At 41.6% G+C, this 16332-nt stretch carries 14 protein-coding genes; 6 read left to right on the plus strand and 8 right to left on the minus strand.

Annotated elements, in window-relative coordinates; genetic code table 11:
- Positions 1 to 29 precede the first annotated feature (29 nt).
- From RBH88_RS01685 to RBH88_RS01710, 6 genes are read right to left on the minus strand one after another with little or no spacing between them, the layout of a single operon-like run.
- Entirely contained in the window at positions 30 to 1382 is a 1353-nt protein-coding gene (locus tag RBH88_RS01685; RefSeq protein WP_307879804.1) for an NAD(P)/FAD-dependent oxidoreductase, read from the minus strand.
- Between the two features lie 16 nt (positions 1383 to 1398).
- Positions 1399 to 2865, minus strand: a complete 1467-nt coding sequence (gcvPB, locus tag RBH88_RS01690) for an aminomethyl-transferring glycine dehydrogenase subunit GcvPB (RefSeq protein ID WP_213691664.1) — start codon at positions 2863 to 2865, stop codon at positions 1399 to 1401.
- Positions 2862 to 4208: an aminomethyl-transferring glycine dehydrogenase subunit GcvPA gene (gene gcvPA, locus RBH88_RS01695; protein ID WP_213695848.1), complete on the minus strand. Its 1347-nt coding sequence runs from the start codon at positions 4206 to 4208 to the stop codon at positions 2862 to 2864. Before gcvPA ends, gcvPB begins: the two co-directional genes overlap by 4 nt.
- Positions 4209 to 4212: 4 nt before the next feature.
- Positions 4213 to 4614: a glycine cleavage system protein GcvH gene (gene gcvH, locus RBH88_RS01700; protein WP_213691666.1), complete on the minus strand. Its 402-nt coding sequence runs from the start codon at positions 4612 to 4614 to the stop codon at positions 4213 to 4215.
- A gap of 24 nt (positions 4615 to 4638) precedes the next feature.
- Positions 4639 to 5730: a glycine cleavage system aminomethyltransferase GcvT gene (gene gcvT, locus RBH88_RS01705; RefSeq protein WP_213699850.1), complete on the minus strand. Its 1092-nt coding sequence runs from the start codon at positions 5728 to 5730 to the stop codon at positions 4639 to 4641.
- Positions 5731 to 5751: 21 nt separating this feature from the next.
- Positions 5752 to 6759, minus strand: coding sequence for a lipoate--protein ligase (locus RBH88_RS01710; protein WP_213695847.1), 1008 nt, complete (start codon positions 6757 to 6759; stop codon positions 5752 to 5754).
- A gap of 346 nt (positions 6760 to 7105) precedes the next feature.
- On the opposite strand from RBH88_RS01710, the gene RBH88_RS01715 reads away from it, so the two are divergent.
- From RBH88_RS01715 to RBH88_RS01725, 3 genes are read left to right on the plus strand one after another with little or no spacing between them, the layout of a single operon-like run.
- Positions 7106 to 8116, plus strand: a complete 1011-nt coding sequence (locus RBH88_RS01715) for an ABC transporter substrate-binding protein (protein WP_213691669.1) — start codon at positions 7106 to 7108, stop codon at positions 8114 to 8116.
- A 48-nt stretch (positions 8117 to 8164) separates the two neighbouring features.
- A complete protein-coding gene (locus RBH88_RS01720; RefSeq protein ID WP_213695846.1) occupies positions 8165 to 9859 on the plus strand; it encodes an iron ABC transporter permease in 1695 nt (564 codons plus the stop codon).
- 4 nt (positions 9860 to 9863) lie between these two features.
- Positions 9864 to 10976, plus strand: a complete 1113-nt coding sequence (locus RBH88_RS01725) for an ABC transporter ATP-binding protein (protein WP_213691671.1) — start codon at positions 9864 to 9866, stop codon at positions 10974 to 10976.
- Here the strand turns inward: RBH88_RS01725 and RBH88_RS01730 are convergent.
- Both RBH88_RS01730 and RBH88_RS01735 read right to left on the minus strand, forming a co-directional pair.
- Positions 10963 to 11952 (minus strand): lipoate--protein ligase, encoded by a 990-nt coding sequence (locus RBH88_RS01730; protein ID WP_213691672.1) that lies wholly within the window; start codon positions 11950 to 11952, stop codon positions 10963 to 10965. The genes RBH88_RS01725 and RBH88_RS01730 overlap by 14 nt on opposite strands.
- A 54-nt stretch (positions 11953 to 12006) precedes the next feature.
- A complete protein-coding gene (locus RBH88_RS01735) occupies positions 12007 to 12798 on the minus strand; it encodes a hypothetical protein (RefSeq protein ID WP_213691673.1) in 792 nt (263 codons plus the stop codon).
- Between the two features lie 144 nt (positions 12799 to 12942).
- Here RBH88_RS01735 and RBH88_RS01740 point away from each other — a divergent pair, with 144 nt between their 5' ends.
- From RBH88_RS01740 to RBH88_RS01750, 3 genes are read left to right on the plus strand one after another with little or no spacing between them, the layout of a single operon-like run.
- On the plus strand, positions 12943 to 14076 hold the full coding sequence (locus RBH88_RS01740) for a tetratricopeptide repeat protein (RefSeq protein WP_307879805.1): 1134 nt from the start codon (positions 12943 to 12945) through the stop codon (positions 14074 to 14076).
- Between the two features lie 10 nt (positions 14077 to 14086).
- The gene (locus RBH88_RS01745) at positions 14087 to 15733 is read left to right on the plus strand and encodes a hypothetical protein (protein WP_307879806.1); all 1647 of its coding nucleotides are present in this window, start codon (positions 14087 to 14089) and stop codon (positions 15731 to 15733) included.
- 16 nt (positions 15734 to 15749) lie between these two features.
- Entirely contained in the window at positions 15750 to 16316 is a 567-nt protein-coding gene (locus tag RBH88_RS01750) for a uracil-DNA glycosylase (RefSeq protein ID WP_213701703.1), read from the plus strand.
- Positions 16317 to 16332 lie beyond the last annotated feature (16 nt).

Below are 16332 nucleotides of genomic sequence, written 5' to 3' on the forward strand. Positions count from 1 at the left end.
GCTCTTTTTATTGTGTTTTGCTCTAATTTTTATTCTTCTTCCAGGCGGAAGAGAGCATCTTTAAAGCATTCTGTTAAAGTGGGATGGGGGTGAATTGTTCTAGCGACTTCTTTCGCCTTCATCCCTTGAGCTACAGCAAGGGCTGCTTCACCTATGAGAGAAGATGCTTCTGGGCCCATAATATGAACTCCAAGTAAGCGATCATCATCTTTAGATGCTATTACCTTGACAAAACCGTCAGTATGATTCAGAGCTTGTGCCATACCGTTACCCAAGAAATAGGCTCTGGCGACTTTTATGGGAATATTTCGAGCTTCAGCCTCATCTTCGGTTATGCCGGCCACAGCAATTTCGGGATCGCAAAAAACACACCATGGAATATGATCGGGGTTGATAACATACTCTCGACCCAGAATATGTTCCACTGCGCTCAACGCGTGGTATTCAGCAAGATGAGCAAGCATCATTCCACCAGTGACATCTCCTATGGCGTATATTCCAGGAATATTAGTTTGCATATTTTTATCTACCCTGATGCCTTTCCTAGAGTATTCTATAGCGGTTTTTTCTAGCCCGAAACCATCGAGAATAGGAATCATGCTTGACGCCAGAATAAGACGATCACACTGGATATCAACAGGACCTTTAGGTGTAGAGCCATGAAGCTTAATGGATGTTTCTTCCTGAGTTGCCTTTTCCGGCGTAAAATAGTCGATCATCGTAATCTTCATTTTTTTAAGAGATTGGATAAGTTTCTTTTTTATGTCCTTATCAGATCGACGAAGAACCTGGTCGGAATGTTTGAGAATCGTAACGTTTTTCCCCATACGTTTCAGAAGAACTGCAAGCTCAACAGCTATGACGCCGGCTCCTACAACGGCTACGGATTCTACTTCATTGCATTCGGGATATTTCCACAGCTCGGGATAAGTAACAGCGTAATCTCCGGTAATGATGCCGGGAAGCGCCGATCCTTCAAAGTCCATAGAAAGGGAACGTGCTCCTGTTGCTATAATAAAATTTTTCCCTTCGATTTGCCGCAGGCCATCCTTAGTTTCTATAGAAATAATTTTAGTTTCGCCAGTGCTGGTGATTTCACCTGTTCCGCGTATAATTTCGACTCCTGACATTTTCATGAGAGTCGATATGCCATCGTGTAATTTTTCTACAATACGTTCCTTGTAATCCCACATCTCTTCAATGGAACCATGACCGCCCACTATTCTGGCAAAGTAGGCTTTCGTAGGAATACAACCACGATTCAGACAGGTACCGCCAAGACGGCTTTTTTCAATCATTACAACTTTCAGACCACTTTTAGCAGCTAATTCTGCGGCTTTGTTTCCTCCGGGCCCTCCACCTAAAACGATAACATCGTACATGCATCCACCTCCAATGTTACTCCTCTTCTGGAGTCCAACGTAAGACGGGTTTTCGAGCAGCTAGTGTTTCGTCAAGTCGAGAAACCACCGTTTTATAAGGAGCATCTTTAAAGGTTTCCGGATGTTCTTCAGCTTCATTTGCTACGGAAATCATAGCCTGTGTAAAAGCGTCTAGCTCCTCTTTGCTTTCACTCTCTGGAGGCTCTATCATAAGAGCTTCTTCGACAATGAGAGGGAAGTAGACTGTGGGTGGATGGAATCCGTAGTCGATAAGACGTTTAGCTATATCTAAAGTAGAGACTCCGTATTGGTTATGCTGTTTTTTGCCTGAGAGTACGAATTCGTGTTTGCAAATACGATCAAAATCAAGTATGTAGTGCTTTTTCAACAGGGCCTGCACATAGTTTGCGTTAAGAACTGCATTTTCTGCCGCAGATCGAAGACCTTCCGGTCCCATGGTGCGAATGTACGTATATGCCCGTACGAGAACGCCAAAGTTTCCGTAGAAAGAGCGTACTTTACCGATAGATAGCGGACGATCATAATCGAATTCGTATGTATCATCTTTCTTGATAATAAGTGGAGCGGGCAGGAAGGGGACGAGTTTTTCGCACACTCCTACAGGGCCTGCACCAGGGCCGCCACCTCCATGGGGAGTACTGAAGGATTTATGCAGATTAAGGTGAATTACATCAAATCCCATATCACCGGGACGTGTTTTTCCGAGAATGGCATTAGCGTTAGCCCCATCGTAGTACAAAAGTCCGCCGGCGTTATGAATGACATTGGCTATTTCAAGAATCTCTTCCTCAAATAGGCCAAGGGTGTTTGGATTTGTGAGCATAATGCCAGCAATTTCGTCTGACATGAGAGCCTTCAAAGCTTCAAGATCCACATTGCCTCGTTCATTGGATTTTACTTCTACAACTTCAAAGCCAGCAACAGATGAAGATGCTGGGTTTGTACCGTGGGCTGTGTCAGGCACGATCATTTTAGTTCGTTTCGTATCGCTTCTGTTCTCATGATATGCCTTAATGATCATTATTCCGGTGAGCTCTCCATGAGCTCCTGCTGCCGGTTGAAGCGATACTGCTTTCATTCCGGTTATTTCCGCCAGCATTTCAGAGAGTTCATACATGAGAGCCAAAGCTCCTTGAACTGTTGTCGGATCTTGCAATGGATGGATTCCTGTAAATCCAGCCAGCTTTGCCATATCCTCGTTTAATTTCGGGTTATATTTCATCGTGCATGAACCGAGAGGATAGAGGCCTTCATCTACAGCGAAGTTCAGTTGAGAGAGACGAGTAAAGTGACGAACAACATCTACTTCACTTACTTCTGGCAATTCAGCTTTATCTTTTCTGAGCATGCCTTCAGGAATCAGACTCTCCAGCTTCTCGCAAGGCACATCTATTTCAGGAAGAGAGTATCCTTTTCTTCCTGGTACGCTTGTTTCAAAAATAGGAGGCACAAGTCGAATCATGCCTGATCCCCCCTTGCTATTTTGACAAAACGTTGAATCTCTTCCTGCGTACGTTTCTCTGTAACAGCAACGAGCCAGCCATTTTTCAGATCTGGATAGTGACAGGAGAGATCGAAACCGCCGATGATCCCCTCTTTGAAAAGTCGTTTATTTAATAACGTGGGGTCTTCTTCTGATGTGACAACAAATTCTCTGAAGAAGGGGGTATCAAAGGTAGCTTTGAATTTACTCGTCTTAGTAAGAAGTTTTTTCGTGTAGAACGCTTTCTGAAGAGATGTTTCGGCAACCTCTCGCAATCCTTCTTTTCCCATGAGAGTCATATAAATTGTCGCCATAACAAGATTAAGGTTTTGGTTAGAACAGATATTTGATGTTGCTTTCTCACGTCGAATATGTTGTTCTCGTGCCTGAAGTGTGAGGACGTAACCAGTATTGCCATTTCTGTCTACAGTTTGTCCCACAATTCTTCCCGGCATTTTTCGCATGTATTTTTTGGTTACGGCGAAGAATCCAAATCCAGGGCCGCCAAAATTCATAGTATTACCCATAGGTTGCCCGTCACCAATAACTATATCTGCACCATATTTTACTGGAGGTTCCAAAATGGCCAGAGCCATGAGGTCTGTAGCAACAACAAAAAGAGCTCCGGCATTTTTTGTAATTTCTCCTATTGTTTCAAGATCTTCTAGTGTTCCAAAGAAGTTTGGATTTTGAACGATGACAGCCGCTGTTTCTGATGAGAGTTCTTGTTTCAATTCGTCTATGTCGAGGCGTCCGTCTTTAAAACCTATTTCTTTAACAGTTAAATGTTGATAGGGTGCATAGCTTTCGAGAACGATTCTGCTTTCAGGGTGAACAGAACGGGCAACGAGAATTTCATTTCTTTTGGTGGCAGTGCCAGCCATGAATGCAGCTTCTGCCATAGCAGATGCCCCATCGTACATAGAAGCATTCGATACGTCCATACCAGTTAGTTCACATATCATTGTCTGGTATTCGAAAATAGTCTGAAGGGTTCCCTGGCTTACTTCAGGCTGGTAGGGTGTGTAACTTGTTACAAATTCCTGCCGGCTTGCAAGATGATTAACGACAGTAGGAATAAAATGGTCGTATATGCCTGCCCCTAAGAAGAAGGTATATTTATCAGCACTGGCATTTCTGGCAGCCATGGAAGAAATTTCTTTGCTTAGTTCCATCTCGGAAAGAGCAGCAGGAATGTGCAAATCTCGTGACAACAGTATAGACTCCGGAATATCGGCAAAAAGATCTTTAATTGAAGATAGACCGATAGTCTGGAGCATTTCCTTTTGCTGTTTCTCAGTGTTCGGAATATAACGTGCCATGAGTTTATGCCCCCTCTTTTGTTTCGAGGCTGTCACACAGCTTCTCATAAGCCTCCCAGTCAAGTAAATTATCAAGTTCTGATGTATCGGACATTTCAATAATGGTAATCCAGTTGGTGTATGCATCTTCATTAAGGAGTTCAGGAGAATCTTCCAGCTCTGTATTGTTTTCGGTTACAGTACCACTTATGGGAGCGTAGACATCATTGGCTCCTTTTACTGACTCGACAACGCAAAGATCGCTACCTGCAGAATAATCAGAACCTTCTTCTGGAAGCTCAACGTAAACAATATCGCCCATAGCATGCTGGGCATAGTCGGTTATACCAATACGAGCTTTTCCGTTTTCTACTTTCACCCATTCGTGACTTTCTGTGTACTTAATATCTTTCAATACCTTTGCCATAATTAATTACCTCCTTTTCTCTTTTTAACGTTTGTAATGTTTTTGATAGAAGGGTCTTTTTACTTTTTTAGCTTTCTTTTCTTTCCCGTGAATAACAATAATCATTTCCTCTTCGTTGACGAATGGAGCCTCTACAAGAGCGGATGCAATGCTCTTATCAAGACTTGGAGAGAAGCCTCCAGTTGTTACTCTTCCCACAGTTCTACCCTGAGCTTTCACTTCGTATTGCTCTCTCGGGATTCCTTTATCAATCATTTCAAGGCCAATAATTTTTCGAGGTACGCCATTTTCCTTAAGAGCGGCAAGAGCATTTCGACCGATAAATTGTTTATCCAGCTTTACAAAGAATCCCAGCCCCGCTTCAAGTGGGGTAATATGGGCGGCTAATTCATGACCGTAGAGGGGAAGCCCCGCTTCGAATCTAAGACTGTCTCTGCATCCCAAACCAGCAGGTAAAATTCCAAAATCTTGGCCTGCTTCCATAATGGCATCCCAAACCTTCGCGCCTTCATCCCAAGGAATATAGATTTCGAATCCATCTTCTCCTGTGTATCCAGTTCGTGAAACAAGTGCATTTACACCAGCTACATTGACATTCTCTACAAATCTAAAGAAACCCAGGCTTGCAACATCAAAGTTTGTAATTTTCGTCAGGATTTCTTCTGCTTTAGGTCCCTGCAGAGCCAATTCACTGTATTGGGGAGATAAGTTTTCAACATGCACCCCTTCCGAGACGTGATCATGAAGCCAAAGAACATCTTTTTCAGTATTGGATGCGTTGATCACAAGAAAATAATTTTCTGTAGAAACTTTGTAGACGAGAAGGTCGTCAACTACTCCTCCATTGGGGTAGCACATGAATGTATAAATGACCTGTCCTTCCTCCATGATTGTGATATCGTTGCTCATCATGTTTTGAAGCCAGGCTTCTGCCTTAGGTCCAGTAACTAGTACCTCGCCCATGTGAGAGACGTCAAAAAGGCCGGCTGCAGATCTGACCCTCTTATGTTCTTCGACAATACCTGCTTCATAATGCACAGGTAACTCCCAGCCGCCAAAATCGACCATTTTTCCGCTATGCGCAATATGTTTCTCATAAAATGCTGTTTTCCTCACAATCTCACCTCCGTTTTATGCTTAAAACATGTTTGTCCAGTTATGTTCAAACCAGAATGCTATATCGTGAGCTTCCTGGGGGATAGAATGAGGGAAGCTATTTCGTAATCTTTCTGCAAGAGCCTGTCCATTTAGGGGGACCTCGTGCAGAAGGGGCGCTATGCTTGCAATAAGGTCACCGTCCATAGCATCAGAATAGAGTTGACAGTGAGAGATCATTCCTTCTTTAACGTGGAAACCGAAATCTACGTGTCCCCAATCAAAATGATGTTCCAATTGCACGTCAAAATCAGGAGAATTCCCATAAATCCATTGTTGACTGCTATATTTTTTATAAATTTTTTGAACGTTATCTTTCAGAGCAAGATCTTTCAGAGAAATAGGAGATCCTTCTCCTCCGTATTCTTTTAGAAATGAGGTAAAAATTGCTTTTTTTATTACATCAATGGAAAGAGATTCATTAAATTCTTTGAGGTTCGCAACACGAGATTTTACGGAGTCTATTCCTTTAGCCTTCAGTTTAGCAGCAGGTGGCTGTAAATATCGAACCATTTTTTCTAAGTCAACGTCAACTAAGATTGTGCCGTGATGATATCGACCGAGTTTACCTTGATAGAAAGCATTCCCTGAAATTTTTCTGCCATGTACTAGAATGTCGTTTCTACCACTGAAAGAGGCGGGGATTCCAATAGATCTGAAGGCGTCAACAAGAACTTTGATATGTCGAATGAAATCGTAACTGAGATGAGAAGCAAGAAATGTAAAGTTTAAATTTCCTAAGTCGTGGTAAACCGCTCCGCCACCAGATAATCGACGAGCTAAAGTCCCTTTTTCTTTTTCCAGAAGGCTAGTACGGCATTCCTTCCATGCATTTTGATTTCGGCCAATAACGACAGTGTGTTCATTTTGCCAGAGGTATAAAATTACATCATGACGAGAGAGCAACGAGAGAAGATGTTCCTCGAAAGCCAAGTTGATCCATGGATCGAAAAAAGGAGATTCTGCGAAAAATGTCTTAACTTTGAGCATGGTGGCACCTCCCGAAATAAAAAGCCTACAATAGACATAAATATGTCCATTGCAGGCTCCGATCCCCTCTAGAGACAATTCATAATAATCATCTTGAAGCCTGGCCGTTGTCCAGATGACTTGTATAATGTCCCTTCGGCGCCTCATTGAGTCTTTTGTGCATATAGAAATAGACTCAACTCGCTTATATTCATTTTGTACCCTACAGTCTATCGAATATTGTTGCAAAGTCAATGGTACAATTTCTAGTAGAAAAATTCAGAAAAAAGAAAAGAGATCGTTCTGTGCTATATTGAATTACAAAACTGTAGAAGTATTTTAGATACCGGCTAAAGGAGGGAGTTTCATGAAACGTAAATTTTTAAGTTTTACATTTCTTGGTATTGCGATTATTGCATTATGCCTATCGCCTCTTCATGCTTTTGCCGCAGATCTTATTATTTATTCAAGTGTTGACGAAGAGAATGCCCGCCATATTTTAGAGACTTTTACAAAAGACACAGGCATAAAGACACAGATGGTATTCTTATCTTCAGGCCCGGCATTAAGCCGTCTTGAAGCGGAAAAGGCAAATCCACAAGCTGACGTATGGTTTGGTGCGCCGAGTGAAAATCATATTGTAGCTAAGGAAAGAGGTCTTACAGAACCCTATCTTTCTCCCCAAGCTACTGACCTTGCTGATAATTTTAAGGATACAGAAGGTTTTTGGCATGCTTTCTATATGAATCCTATTGGTATAGGTGTTCTTCCAGATGCCTTGAAATCTGAAAATCTCCCAATGCCAGAATCCTGGGAAGACTTAAAACACGAAGGGTTCAAGGGGACGATTCAAATGCCATCACCTCAATCTTCAGGAACAGCTTTTGCTATTATGATGACCTTAATAAGTATTTATGGAGAAGATGAGGCTTTTGCCTATATGAAAGCTCTTAATCCCAATATCCAGACATATACACAGAGCGGAACGGGCCCGAGTAAAAATTTAGCCATTAAAGAAGCAAAAGTGGCCATTCAGTTTACTCCTGCATTTCTCAAGCTTGTTGATGAAGGTTTCCCAGCAAAGGTTATTTTCCCCAAAGAGGGAGTAGGGTATGAAGCTGCAGCCTTATCAATTATCAAAGGAGCTAAAAATAAAGAAGGCGCACATAAACTCATTGACTGGATATTATCTAGAAAAGGACAACAATCTCTCAGCGAAAATAAAACATACTTTTTCCCTGTACGAAGTGATGTTACTGCGGGAGAAGGGCTTCCCTCTCTTTCTGAAATAAAACTTATTGATTATGACAGAGAAAAAGCAGCCCAGGAGAAGGGACGTCTTATTGATCGTTGGGTTACAGAGGTTTTAGGACAGTAAACAAAAGGGGCTGGTTCTCCTCAGCCCCCTTTTGTTTAGGAGGATTGTATGTCGTATTTACGTAGAGCAAAGAGAGAACTGCGACTCCTATGGCGTGATCCCCTTCTTGCCCTGTTAGTTGGAGGGGTTGCCTTATCACTTATTCTTTTTGTTCTTTATCCCCTTATTTCAGTGTTGATCAAAAGTTTTCAATCTCAGGAAGGACTTTATTCTTTACAAAACTACCATCGTTTCTTTACTTTTCGCTATTTGCGAAATGCATTAAAAAATAGTCTTCTTGTGGGGACCGCAACAGGATGTGTTGGTGTTTTTATAGGTTATATAGCTGCTTTTACTGTTACCAGAACGACAATTCCAGCGAAGAAATTTTTACACGTGCTCTTCATTTTGCCTATAATTTCGCCTCCTTTTACAAGTTCCCTTGCTATCTTGATGCTCTTCGGAGCAAACGGTCTTATCACCAAGGGTGTTTTAGGTTTAAAAAATTTCAGCATATATGGTTTTAAAGGTGTACTTCTTTCGCAGATTTTTACATTCGCTCCAGTTGCGTATCTAACGTTAAGGGGGGTATTGGAGTCGTTGAATCCAACGTTGGAGGATGCAGCTATGAATGTTGGAGCATCTCGTATGCAAACATTTTGGAAGGTAACGTTACCTCTGAGTCTTCCTGGAATAGCCAGTGCCTTTCTTGTTGTTTTTATTGAATCTCTCGCTGATTTTGGAAATCCTCTCGTTTTGGCAGGGAGCCGTTTCCCCATGCTTTCTACACAGGCATATCTGGAAATTACGGGGTCATTTAACCTTCCTTTGGGAGCGGCGTTGGCGGTAGTCTTGCTTCTTCCGTCTATTACAGCTTTTGCAATACAGCGCTATTACCTTGAAAAACGACAATATACGACAATAACAGGTAAACCTGTAGCTTCATCGTCAAAGCTTGTTAGCCGAGGTGCTCGAAAAGTTTTGCAATCCTTTGTTGTTGCATTTGCCCTCTTCGTACTCCTTTTTTATGGCACAATCTTTGTTGGCGCAATGATAAATGTGTGGGGATATGACTTTTCTTTGACTGCTAAACATTTTCTCTATGCTTTGAGTGTTGGATTCGAAACGATAAAAGATACGTTGATTGTTGCCCTCTTATCTACACCTATTTCAGGACTTCTCGGTATGCTTATTGCCTTCCTTGTTGTTCGACAGCGTTTCCCTGGAAAGGGTACGATTGAATTTGTTTCTATTTTAAATTTTGCTGTGCCGGGAACAGTTGTGGGTATTGGGTATATTTTGGCCTTCAACAAACCGCCTCTTCTTCTTATCGGAACATTGGCCATTCTCGTGCTTAACTTTATTTTCCGTTATATCCCTGTGGGTATTCAATCAGGAATAGCTGTATTGCGACAGATTGATCCAGCCATAGAGGAGGCTGCTCAGAATCTGGGGGCAGATGGAGTAACTACCTTTAGGAAGATAACTTTGCCTCTTATTGCGCCAGCCTTTTTTTCCGCGCTTGTTTTTGCTTTTGTTCGTGCCATGACAGCTATTAGTTCTGCAATCTTCCTTGTTTCTGCACGATGGAACTTGCTTACAGTTCAGATTCTTAACGAGGTTGGGTCGGGGCGTTTAGGTGTAGCGGCCGCTTTTAGTGTGATTCTTGTCGTAATTGTTCTTTGCGCAATTGTTATTATAAGCCGTCTTGTTTCAGGCAGAGCGGGTGGGATGAAAGCCATAGAGATTTCAAAGGAGCTGTAAGTTCATGGAACTTAATATAAATAATCTAGTTAAAGAATTTGGCAGTTTCGATGATCCATCAAATAGAGTAGTTGCTGTCGATCACGTCAATCTTTCTGTTGGGGAGGGAGAGCTAGTAACTCTATTAGGACCTAGCGGTTGTGGTAAAACAACGTTACTTCGAATGATTGCTGGTTTTGAGGATCCTACTTCTGGCGACGTCTTCTTTGGTGAAGAGAGAGTGAACAATGTGGCCCCCAATCAAAGGAATGCTACTATGGTCTTTCAATCCTATGCTATTTTCCCCCACCTTAACGTCTATGAGAATATTGCTTTTGGTCTTCGCCTTAAAAAGATAAAAGAAAAAGAGATAGAAGAGAAGATGGAACAAGTTATTGATTTAGTGGGGTTAACAGGATTGGAATCTCGGCAACCGAGCCAACTTTCAGGAGGTCAGCAGCAACGGGTCGCTTTAGCACGAGCCATAGTTATGGAACCCGCCCTTCTTCTTTTTGATGAACCTCTTTCTAACCTTGATGCAAAATTGAGAGAACAAATGCGCATAGAAATACGGAATTTGCAAAAAAGACTGGGAATTACAAGTGTGTATGTTACACACGATCAAGCAGAAGCCATGAGCATTTCAGACCGTATTGTCGTTATGAACAAAGGGCGAATAGTGCAGATTGGAACACCTTTTGATCTATATGCGAGGCCGGCAAACTCTTTTGTCGCTGCTTTTATTGGTAAGGTCAATTTTATGCCGGTTCGTATCAAAGACAAGGGGTGTGTACAGATAGGAGGAGCGACCTTACAGGTAACGGAAATGCCATCTGGATGTAGTGTTGATGATACTCTCATTGCAGCATTACGCCCCGAGTCTCTCATAATAGGCCATATCACTGAGGAGAGTAACATTTACGATAGGGGTAGAATTATCCGCAGAACGTTTTTAGGTACAATCATCGAATATGAAATAGAGGTTCACAACGAATATTTCAGTGAAAATCTCATTGTTCATACTGTGAACCCCATGACTCCAGATCTTTTTGAAATAGGCGAAACCGTGTTTATTCGGTGTAAAGAAGAAGCTATTCACATCTTATGTGAAACTCCTGACCTTTCTAACAGCAGATAAACGAGACAATTTCCTCTTTTGGTATAGCTGCAAAATACTTTTCGACAAGAACGGAAGATAGCCTCTCCTTCAGAGCGCTTTCTTCATAGGGACAGTTTAAAAGATGATTTTCCAAAACGTCAATGTTTTCGTCACCAAAGAAATCTCCGAAAAATTGGCAGCCAATGATTGTCCCTTCTTTGATGTTGAAGTAGGCTTCAACCTTCCCTGCATCAAAGCGATGGCTCTTTTTTTCTGTATATTCGGGGGATTTCCCCCAATTCCATTCCCATGTGTTGTATTTGTCTTCCATAAGTTTCTTTATTTTCTTATGATCATCTTGGGTGAGAGGATATGTTTTCACACCTTCTTTTTTATCCATTTGATCTAGAATTGCGTTTCGAAATGTTTCTATGGTTATTTTACGGGGAAGCCACGGAAGGATATTTGTCACACGGCTTCGAACAGATTTTGCAGCCTTAGAAATAAATTTGTCTTCTGAAACATTCAGCGCTTGAGAGAGAACATCAAGATCTGAGTTGAAAAGAAGTGTTCCATGATGGAGTAGTCTTTTTTTATCCATATGTTGTGCATTCCCTGAGAATTTTTTCCCGTCGATTGAGAGATCATTTCGGCTATTGAACTCAGCTTTTACGCCAAGGCTTTGCAATACATCAATAATTGGTTGCGTATGTTTTTGAAAATCAAAGGGATTCTCGGAATCGTTAGGAACGGCAAAAGTATAATTGAGGTTACCAAGATCATGATACACAGCTCCACCTCCTGTAATACGTCGAACAATGTTAACATTATTCTCTTTTACAAAAGGAGCGTTTATTTCTCCTGCCGTGTTTTGGAATCGTCCTACAATGATAGATGGCTCATTACGCCAAAGAAGAATAAATTTTTCTTGACATGTAGATAGTAGAGAATATACGTATTCTTCAAATGCTAAATTGTAACGGGGGTTGACACTATTATTCTCAATATAATACATTCCTATACCTCCATAGACTAATAAAGTGCTTATAAAGCCTGACCTTTATTGACTTTATTCGAGTGGGGCATGAAGTGACGCATAGCGGTTGATAAGAGTCTGTAATTGAAATGAATATTCTGTGAGGTTGGCAATACGCGCGATTGCTTCTGCAAACTTAAGGCCCTGTATAACAAAACAGTCAGGTTGAGTTGGAAAAGGCATGGTGTAGTGCTCTTCTTGTGGCTTAAAGTATTGATTCTTGTAAGCTTTAAATGAAACGAGTTCTGGTTCTGAACTCCACACGCGCATGAAAATTCCATACAGTTCGAGACAGTCACTAAGGGAGTAATGTCCCATCTCTGCCGGTATACTTTCTTCTATTTCTCTGACGATAATTGGCGTTTTAAGTCGAGAAATAGTTTTCATCTTCGCTTCGTTTAAACGTGGCCATTTGTAAAGTTTTGCGTTGCGCGGATTAGGAATGGCGCACCAAGTTGTAAGTCCCAACATAGAACACCACCATTTCCACATCTTTACTGCTTCTTTAGGGAGAAAAGAAGTATCGAAGGCCAAGTTATGAACAATAATTCCAGATACATGCCATCTTTTCCAAAAGGAGAGAAGGGCGTTAATGTCTTCAAGAAAATAAAGAGGATAGGATTCTGCCTGCCTAAACCAATGAATTCTTTCCACAGTTAATCCATGAATTTTTTCTGTAGCCATGTCAGGAGTTTCGGTAGGAAAGTAGAATCGGTTGAAAATATCTCGAATATACCCTCTATCATCAAAAACTATGGAAGAGGCTGAAACAACAGAACTACCCTTTAACCCGTTTGTCTCAAGGTCGAATACTGCAAAGTTCATTTATCGATTCTCCTTTCTCCAATGTGGAAACTGATTTTAGCACGTATTCTTTTTTGATGTCAGTTCCTCTTTTGCATATAAAAAAGAAATAGTAGAATAAATAAAAATATTTAACTTTTCGAAGAGGAGGAACACCCCATGTATATGAAAAGAAGGGTCCCCCGATTTTTTTTATCTCTTTTGTTTTTATCCGTTTTCCCCTTTGCGATTTTTGCATCTGATCAAGCAAGCAAATATTTTGCGACAGCGATGCGTTTTGCTGAGGCTGGGCAATATCAAAAGGCAGTTTTTACTTTTCAGAGAGCTATTGAAGCCCGTCAAGATTATCCTGAAGCTTATTATAATATGGCTGTAGCTTTAGAAAAGCTTGATAGAACAGATGAGGCAATAGTAGCCTATCAGGAGACAATAAAGCTAAAACCATCTTATTCTGGTGCTTATATAAATTTAGGGAATATATATCTTTTGAGAAAAGAAAATGATAAAGCTACAGACTTATATTCTCAGGGCTTAAAAATTGCTCCTGATTCTTTTGCTTTGACCTATGGTAAAGGGCGCGCTCTTTTTCAGGAAAAAAATATGAAAGAAGCAGAACAGTGGTTTAAAAAGACAACGGAACTTGCCCCCAAATGGGGAGAGGGGTTTTTTATGCTCGGAGTTACTTCTGGCAGACAAAAAAAGTATGATGCGGCATTTAAAGCATATGAAAAAGCTGTAGAACTTGCCCCTTCTCATGCTGAAGCTCATTTTAATCTGGGGGCTTTATGGGGACGAAAAGGGGATCGTGGAAAAGAAATAGCCTACTATCAGAAGGCGATAGAACTTAATCCTCAATTCTATCTAGCATATTATAATCTTGGAACTGCACGAGCTCAGCTTGGAAAAACGGAAGAAGCCATTGATGCCTTTAAAAAAGCTATAGAGATTGAGCCACGTTATTCTTATTCATGGAACAACTTGAGTTCTCTTTATGTTCGTACGAAGCAGTATTCTCTTGCAGAAGAAGCTGCCCAAGAAGCTCTTTCATTAAAAAAACAATTCCCTATGGCTTTAAATAATCTGGGGTTGGCTCGCATTGGTTTAAAAAAGTATTCGGAGGCGGTGAAGGCTTTTGAAGAAGCCATATCATTGGCGCCTCAATATGCAGAACCTCACTTTGGTTTAGGCTTGGTTTGGGCTTTAAAGGGAGAAAAGGAGAAGGCAGTGAATGAAGTTGAAAATCTTAGATCCCTTAACTCTTCACTTGCCGATCAGTTAAAGGCTCTTTTAAATCAGTAGGAGGAAGAGGATGATTTCAAGAAAGGGCATCGTTCTTCTTATTGTGTGTATATGTTTTATAGCGAGTTCGTCAGTGGTATGTGGAGAGACACCGTCGTCACATTCTTCGCAGATAGAAGAGTTTCAGCCAGATCCGATAGCAACCGCCAATGATTTTGTGACGACGTTTTTAGGTTCTTCCCCGCAGGTTTTGGGAATAGCTTCCGATACGTCGGCGCTGGCATCCATTGGGCAGAGTGTTCTCGAAGGCAACTACAAAAAGGCGATGCAACAGGTAGGTGACTTTGCTGCAGGTAAAGCTGTTTCGTCAATTCCCGTTGTAGGTTATATGGTGGCAGTTGGGAATGTGGGGAAATATGCGGGAGAGAAGACCTTCCATTGGCTGGCCACATCGGAGCTTGAGAAGAGTTACAAGCTGTTGCGTGGAGATGAAGGACTTACGACGGTCTATCAATTCCCAGGGACGTATAAAGAGTTCAAGAGAAATGATGAGCTTTATACGATCTTTTCAGGATCGACGCGAGCAATTCTCTTCACATATATAAAGAAGCATAGTGATTTGAAGACGGAAGAAGAGCTTGAGAGAGCGGCGATAGAAATGCTCATAGCAAAGAATACTTTTGATGTGCTCTGCGATAAGTATGGATTGGAAGGAAAAGATAGAACCCCTGAAAATTTACAGCAGGAAATAGAGATAGAAGCAGATATATCAGCGGAGATCGCGAAGGAAAATGAGGAGAAGCGAATTGCTGAGCGTAAGCACGTTGCGGAAGAGAAGTTGAAGGAAGAAAAAGAGGAAGAAGATCAGCCAGCAGAGAAAGAGGAAGAAAAGTCAGAACTTGTATCGGACCAAGAATCGGAGATAGGGTTGGATGAAGCTCTTCCCGATCCGGATATGCCAGAAGAGGCTCAAGCAGTTGTAGCAGAGAAGCCCGATGAGGTAGAAGTTTTACCAGAGCCGAAGGTTGAAAAGAAGGTTTCGCTAGCTGAGCCCCTTGTCTGTAGCGTATCAGCTCGTAAGGGAGAAGGAGATACGACTTATTTCGATATTGTGGTGACGAATGTTTCCGATCATGTTGTGGATAACGTATCGATGACATTAGCGGCTATCAACGAGATTAAGTCGGGAGGAGTAGGTTGGGGGCAGGGAAGCAGCAACACTATCTCGTTGTCTCCGGGGCAGTCGACTTCTGTTCCGGCCATGGCTATGGGAGATGCCCAGGGGATTCAGGTTGTGATAAGGAGTGGAAGTGGCTTTACGAAAGCTTTGGTGGCGAAATCTGTTCATAAGAAAAAGATAGTGGCTGATGGTTGTTATAGAGGTGCTTTTAAAGGACAAGGAATTTCCGGATCTCTCCAATTGACTATTTCTGGTACCTCTGTACGTGGTGTTTTGACTGGGTCATATACCGACCCTAATCAGAAGATCGTAAATAAAGCAGCTATTACAGGGTCATTTGATCCGGAGACTGGTGCTATTTCGGCAAGTTGGTCTGGAATGGCTACAGGAACAATGAAAGTTGACGGAGAAAAATATAACGTAAACGAACCTATTTCAGGTTCGTTTAGTGGGGTATATTCAAAAAAGAAACTTGCGGGGAATTGGTCTGGTGGAAGTAGTTATATCTCCTCAAGTGGACAATGGAGTGCTCAATAGGAGGAATAAATCGTCTATGGATATCTTTTCAATACAACAGAGGATCAATTCATGTCAAAAATGTCAATTATGTGCTCAGCGCCGGCAGCCGGTTATGGGAGAAGGAGACATACGAAACAAGATTATGCTTATAGGAGAAGCTCCAGGAGCGACGGAAGATGAATTAGGGCGGCCTTTTGTCGGAAGATCAGGTAACTTGTTGAGACAACTGATGGAAGAGGTAGGTTTGACACGTGAAAATTTTTTCATTACCAATATGGTGAAATGTCGTCCGCCTGAGAACAGAAAACCAACTAAAGAAGAGATTGAGGCATGTTGGCCTTTTTTAAAAGAACAGATAGACGAACTTTCTCCAGCCTTAGTTGTTACAGCTGGAAATACTCCGACACAATGGTTTTTAAATACACGGAAGGGAGTTACAGCACTACGAGGTCAATTTTATACATGGACTTTAGAAAAAAAAGAAATGCAGATTCGTCCTATTTTTCACCCGAGCTACTTGTTAAGAAATAGATCGAGAGAAAAGGGACGTCCTATTGATCTCACATTATTTGATTTACGAGAAATTGCTACTTTTCTGTAGTAAGAGTTATATTTTT

The organism is Aminobacterium sp. MB27-C1 (genome assembly GCF_030908405.1).
Lineage (GTDB): Bacteria > Synergistota > Synergistia > Synergistales > Aminobacteriaceae > Aminobacterium.

Excerpts from the sequence above, each read along its gene's own strand:
- RBH88_RS01745 (WP_307879806.1), top strand. The coding sequence starts at position 14,087 with ATGATTTCAAGAAAGGGCATCGTTCTTCTTATTGTGTGTATATGTTTT.
- RBH88_RS01710 (WP_213695847.1), bottom strand. The coding sequence starts at position 6,759 with ATGCTCAAAGTTAAGACATTTTTCGCAGAATCTCCTTTTTTCGATCCA.
- RBH88_RS01740 (WP_307879805.1), top strand. The coding sequence starts at position 12,943 with ATGAAAAGAAGGGTCCCCCGATTTTTTTTATCTCTTTTGTTTTTATCC.
- RBH88_RS01720 (WP_213695846.1), top strand. The coding sequence starts at position 8,165 with ATGTCGTATTTACGTAGAGCAAAGAGAGAACTGCGACTCCTATGGCGT.
- RBH88_RS01685 (WP_307879804.1), bottom strand. The coding sequence starts at position 1,382 with ATGTACGATGTTATCGTTTTAGGTGGAGGGCCCGGAGGAAACAAAGCC.
- RBH88_RS01735 (WP_213691673.1), bottom strand. The coding sequence starts at position 12,798 with ATGAACTTTGCAGTATTCGACCTTGAGACAAACGGGTTAAAGGGTAGT.
- RBH88_RS01725 (WP_213691671.1), top strand. The coding sequence starts at position 9,864 with ATGGAACTTAATATAAATAATCTAGTTAAAGAATTTGGCAGTTTCGAT.
- gcvPA (WP_213695848.1), bottom strand. The coding sequence starts at position 4,208 with ATGGCACGTTATATTCCGAACACTGAGAAACAGCAAAAGGAAATGCTC.
- RBH88_RS01750 (WP_213701703.1), top strand. The coding sequence starts at position 15,750 with ATGGATATCTTTTCAATACAACAGAGGATCAATTCATGTCAAAAATGT.
- RBH88_RS01730 (WP_213691672.1), bottom strand. The coding sequence starts at position 11,952 with ATGTATTATATTGAGAATAATAGTGTCAACCCCCGTTACAATTTAGCA.
- RBH88_RS01715 (WP_213691669.1), top strand. The coding sequence starts at position 7,106 with ATGAAACGTAAATTTTTAAGTTTTACATTTCTTGGTATTGCGATTATT.
- gcvH (WP_213691666.1), bottom strand. The coding sequence starts at position 4,614 with ATGGCAAAGGTATTGAAAGATATTAAGTACACAGAAAGTCACGAATGG.
- gcvPB (WP_213691664.1), bottom strand. The coding sequence starts at position 2,865 with ATGATTCGACTTGTGCCTCCTATTTTTGAAACAAGCGTACCAGGAAGA.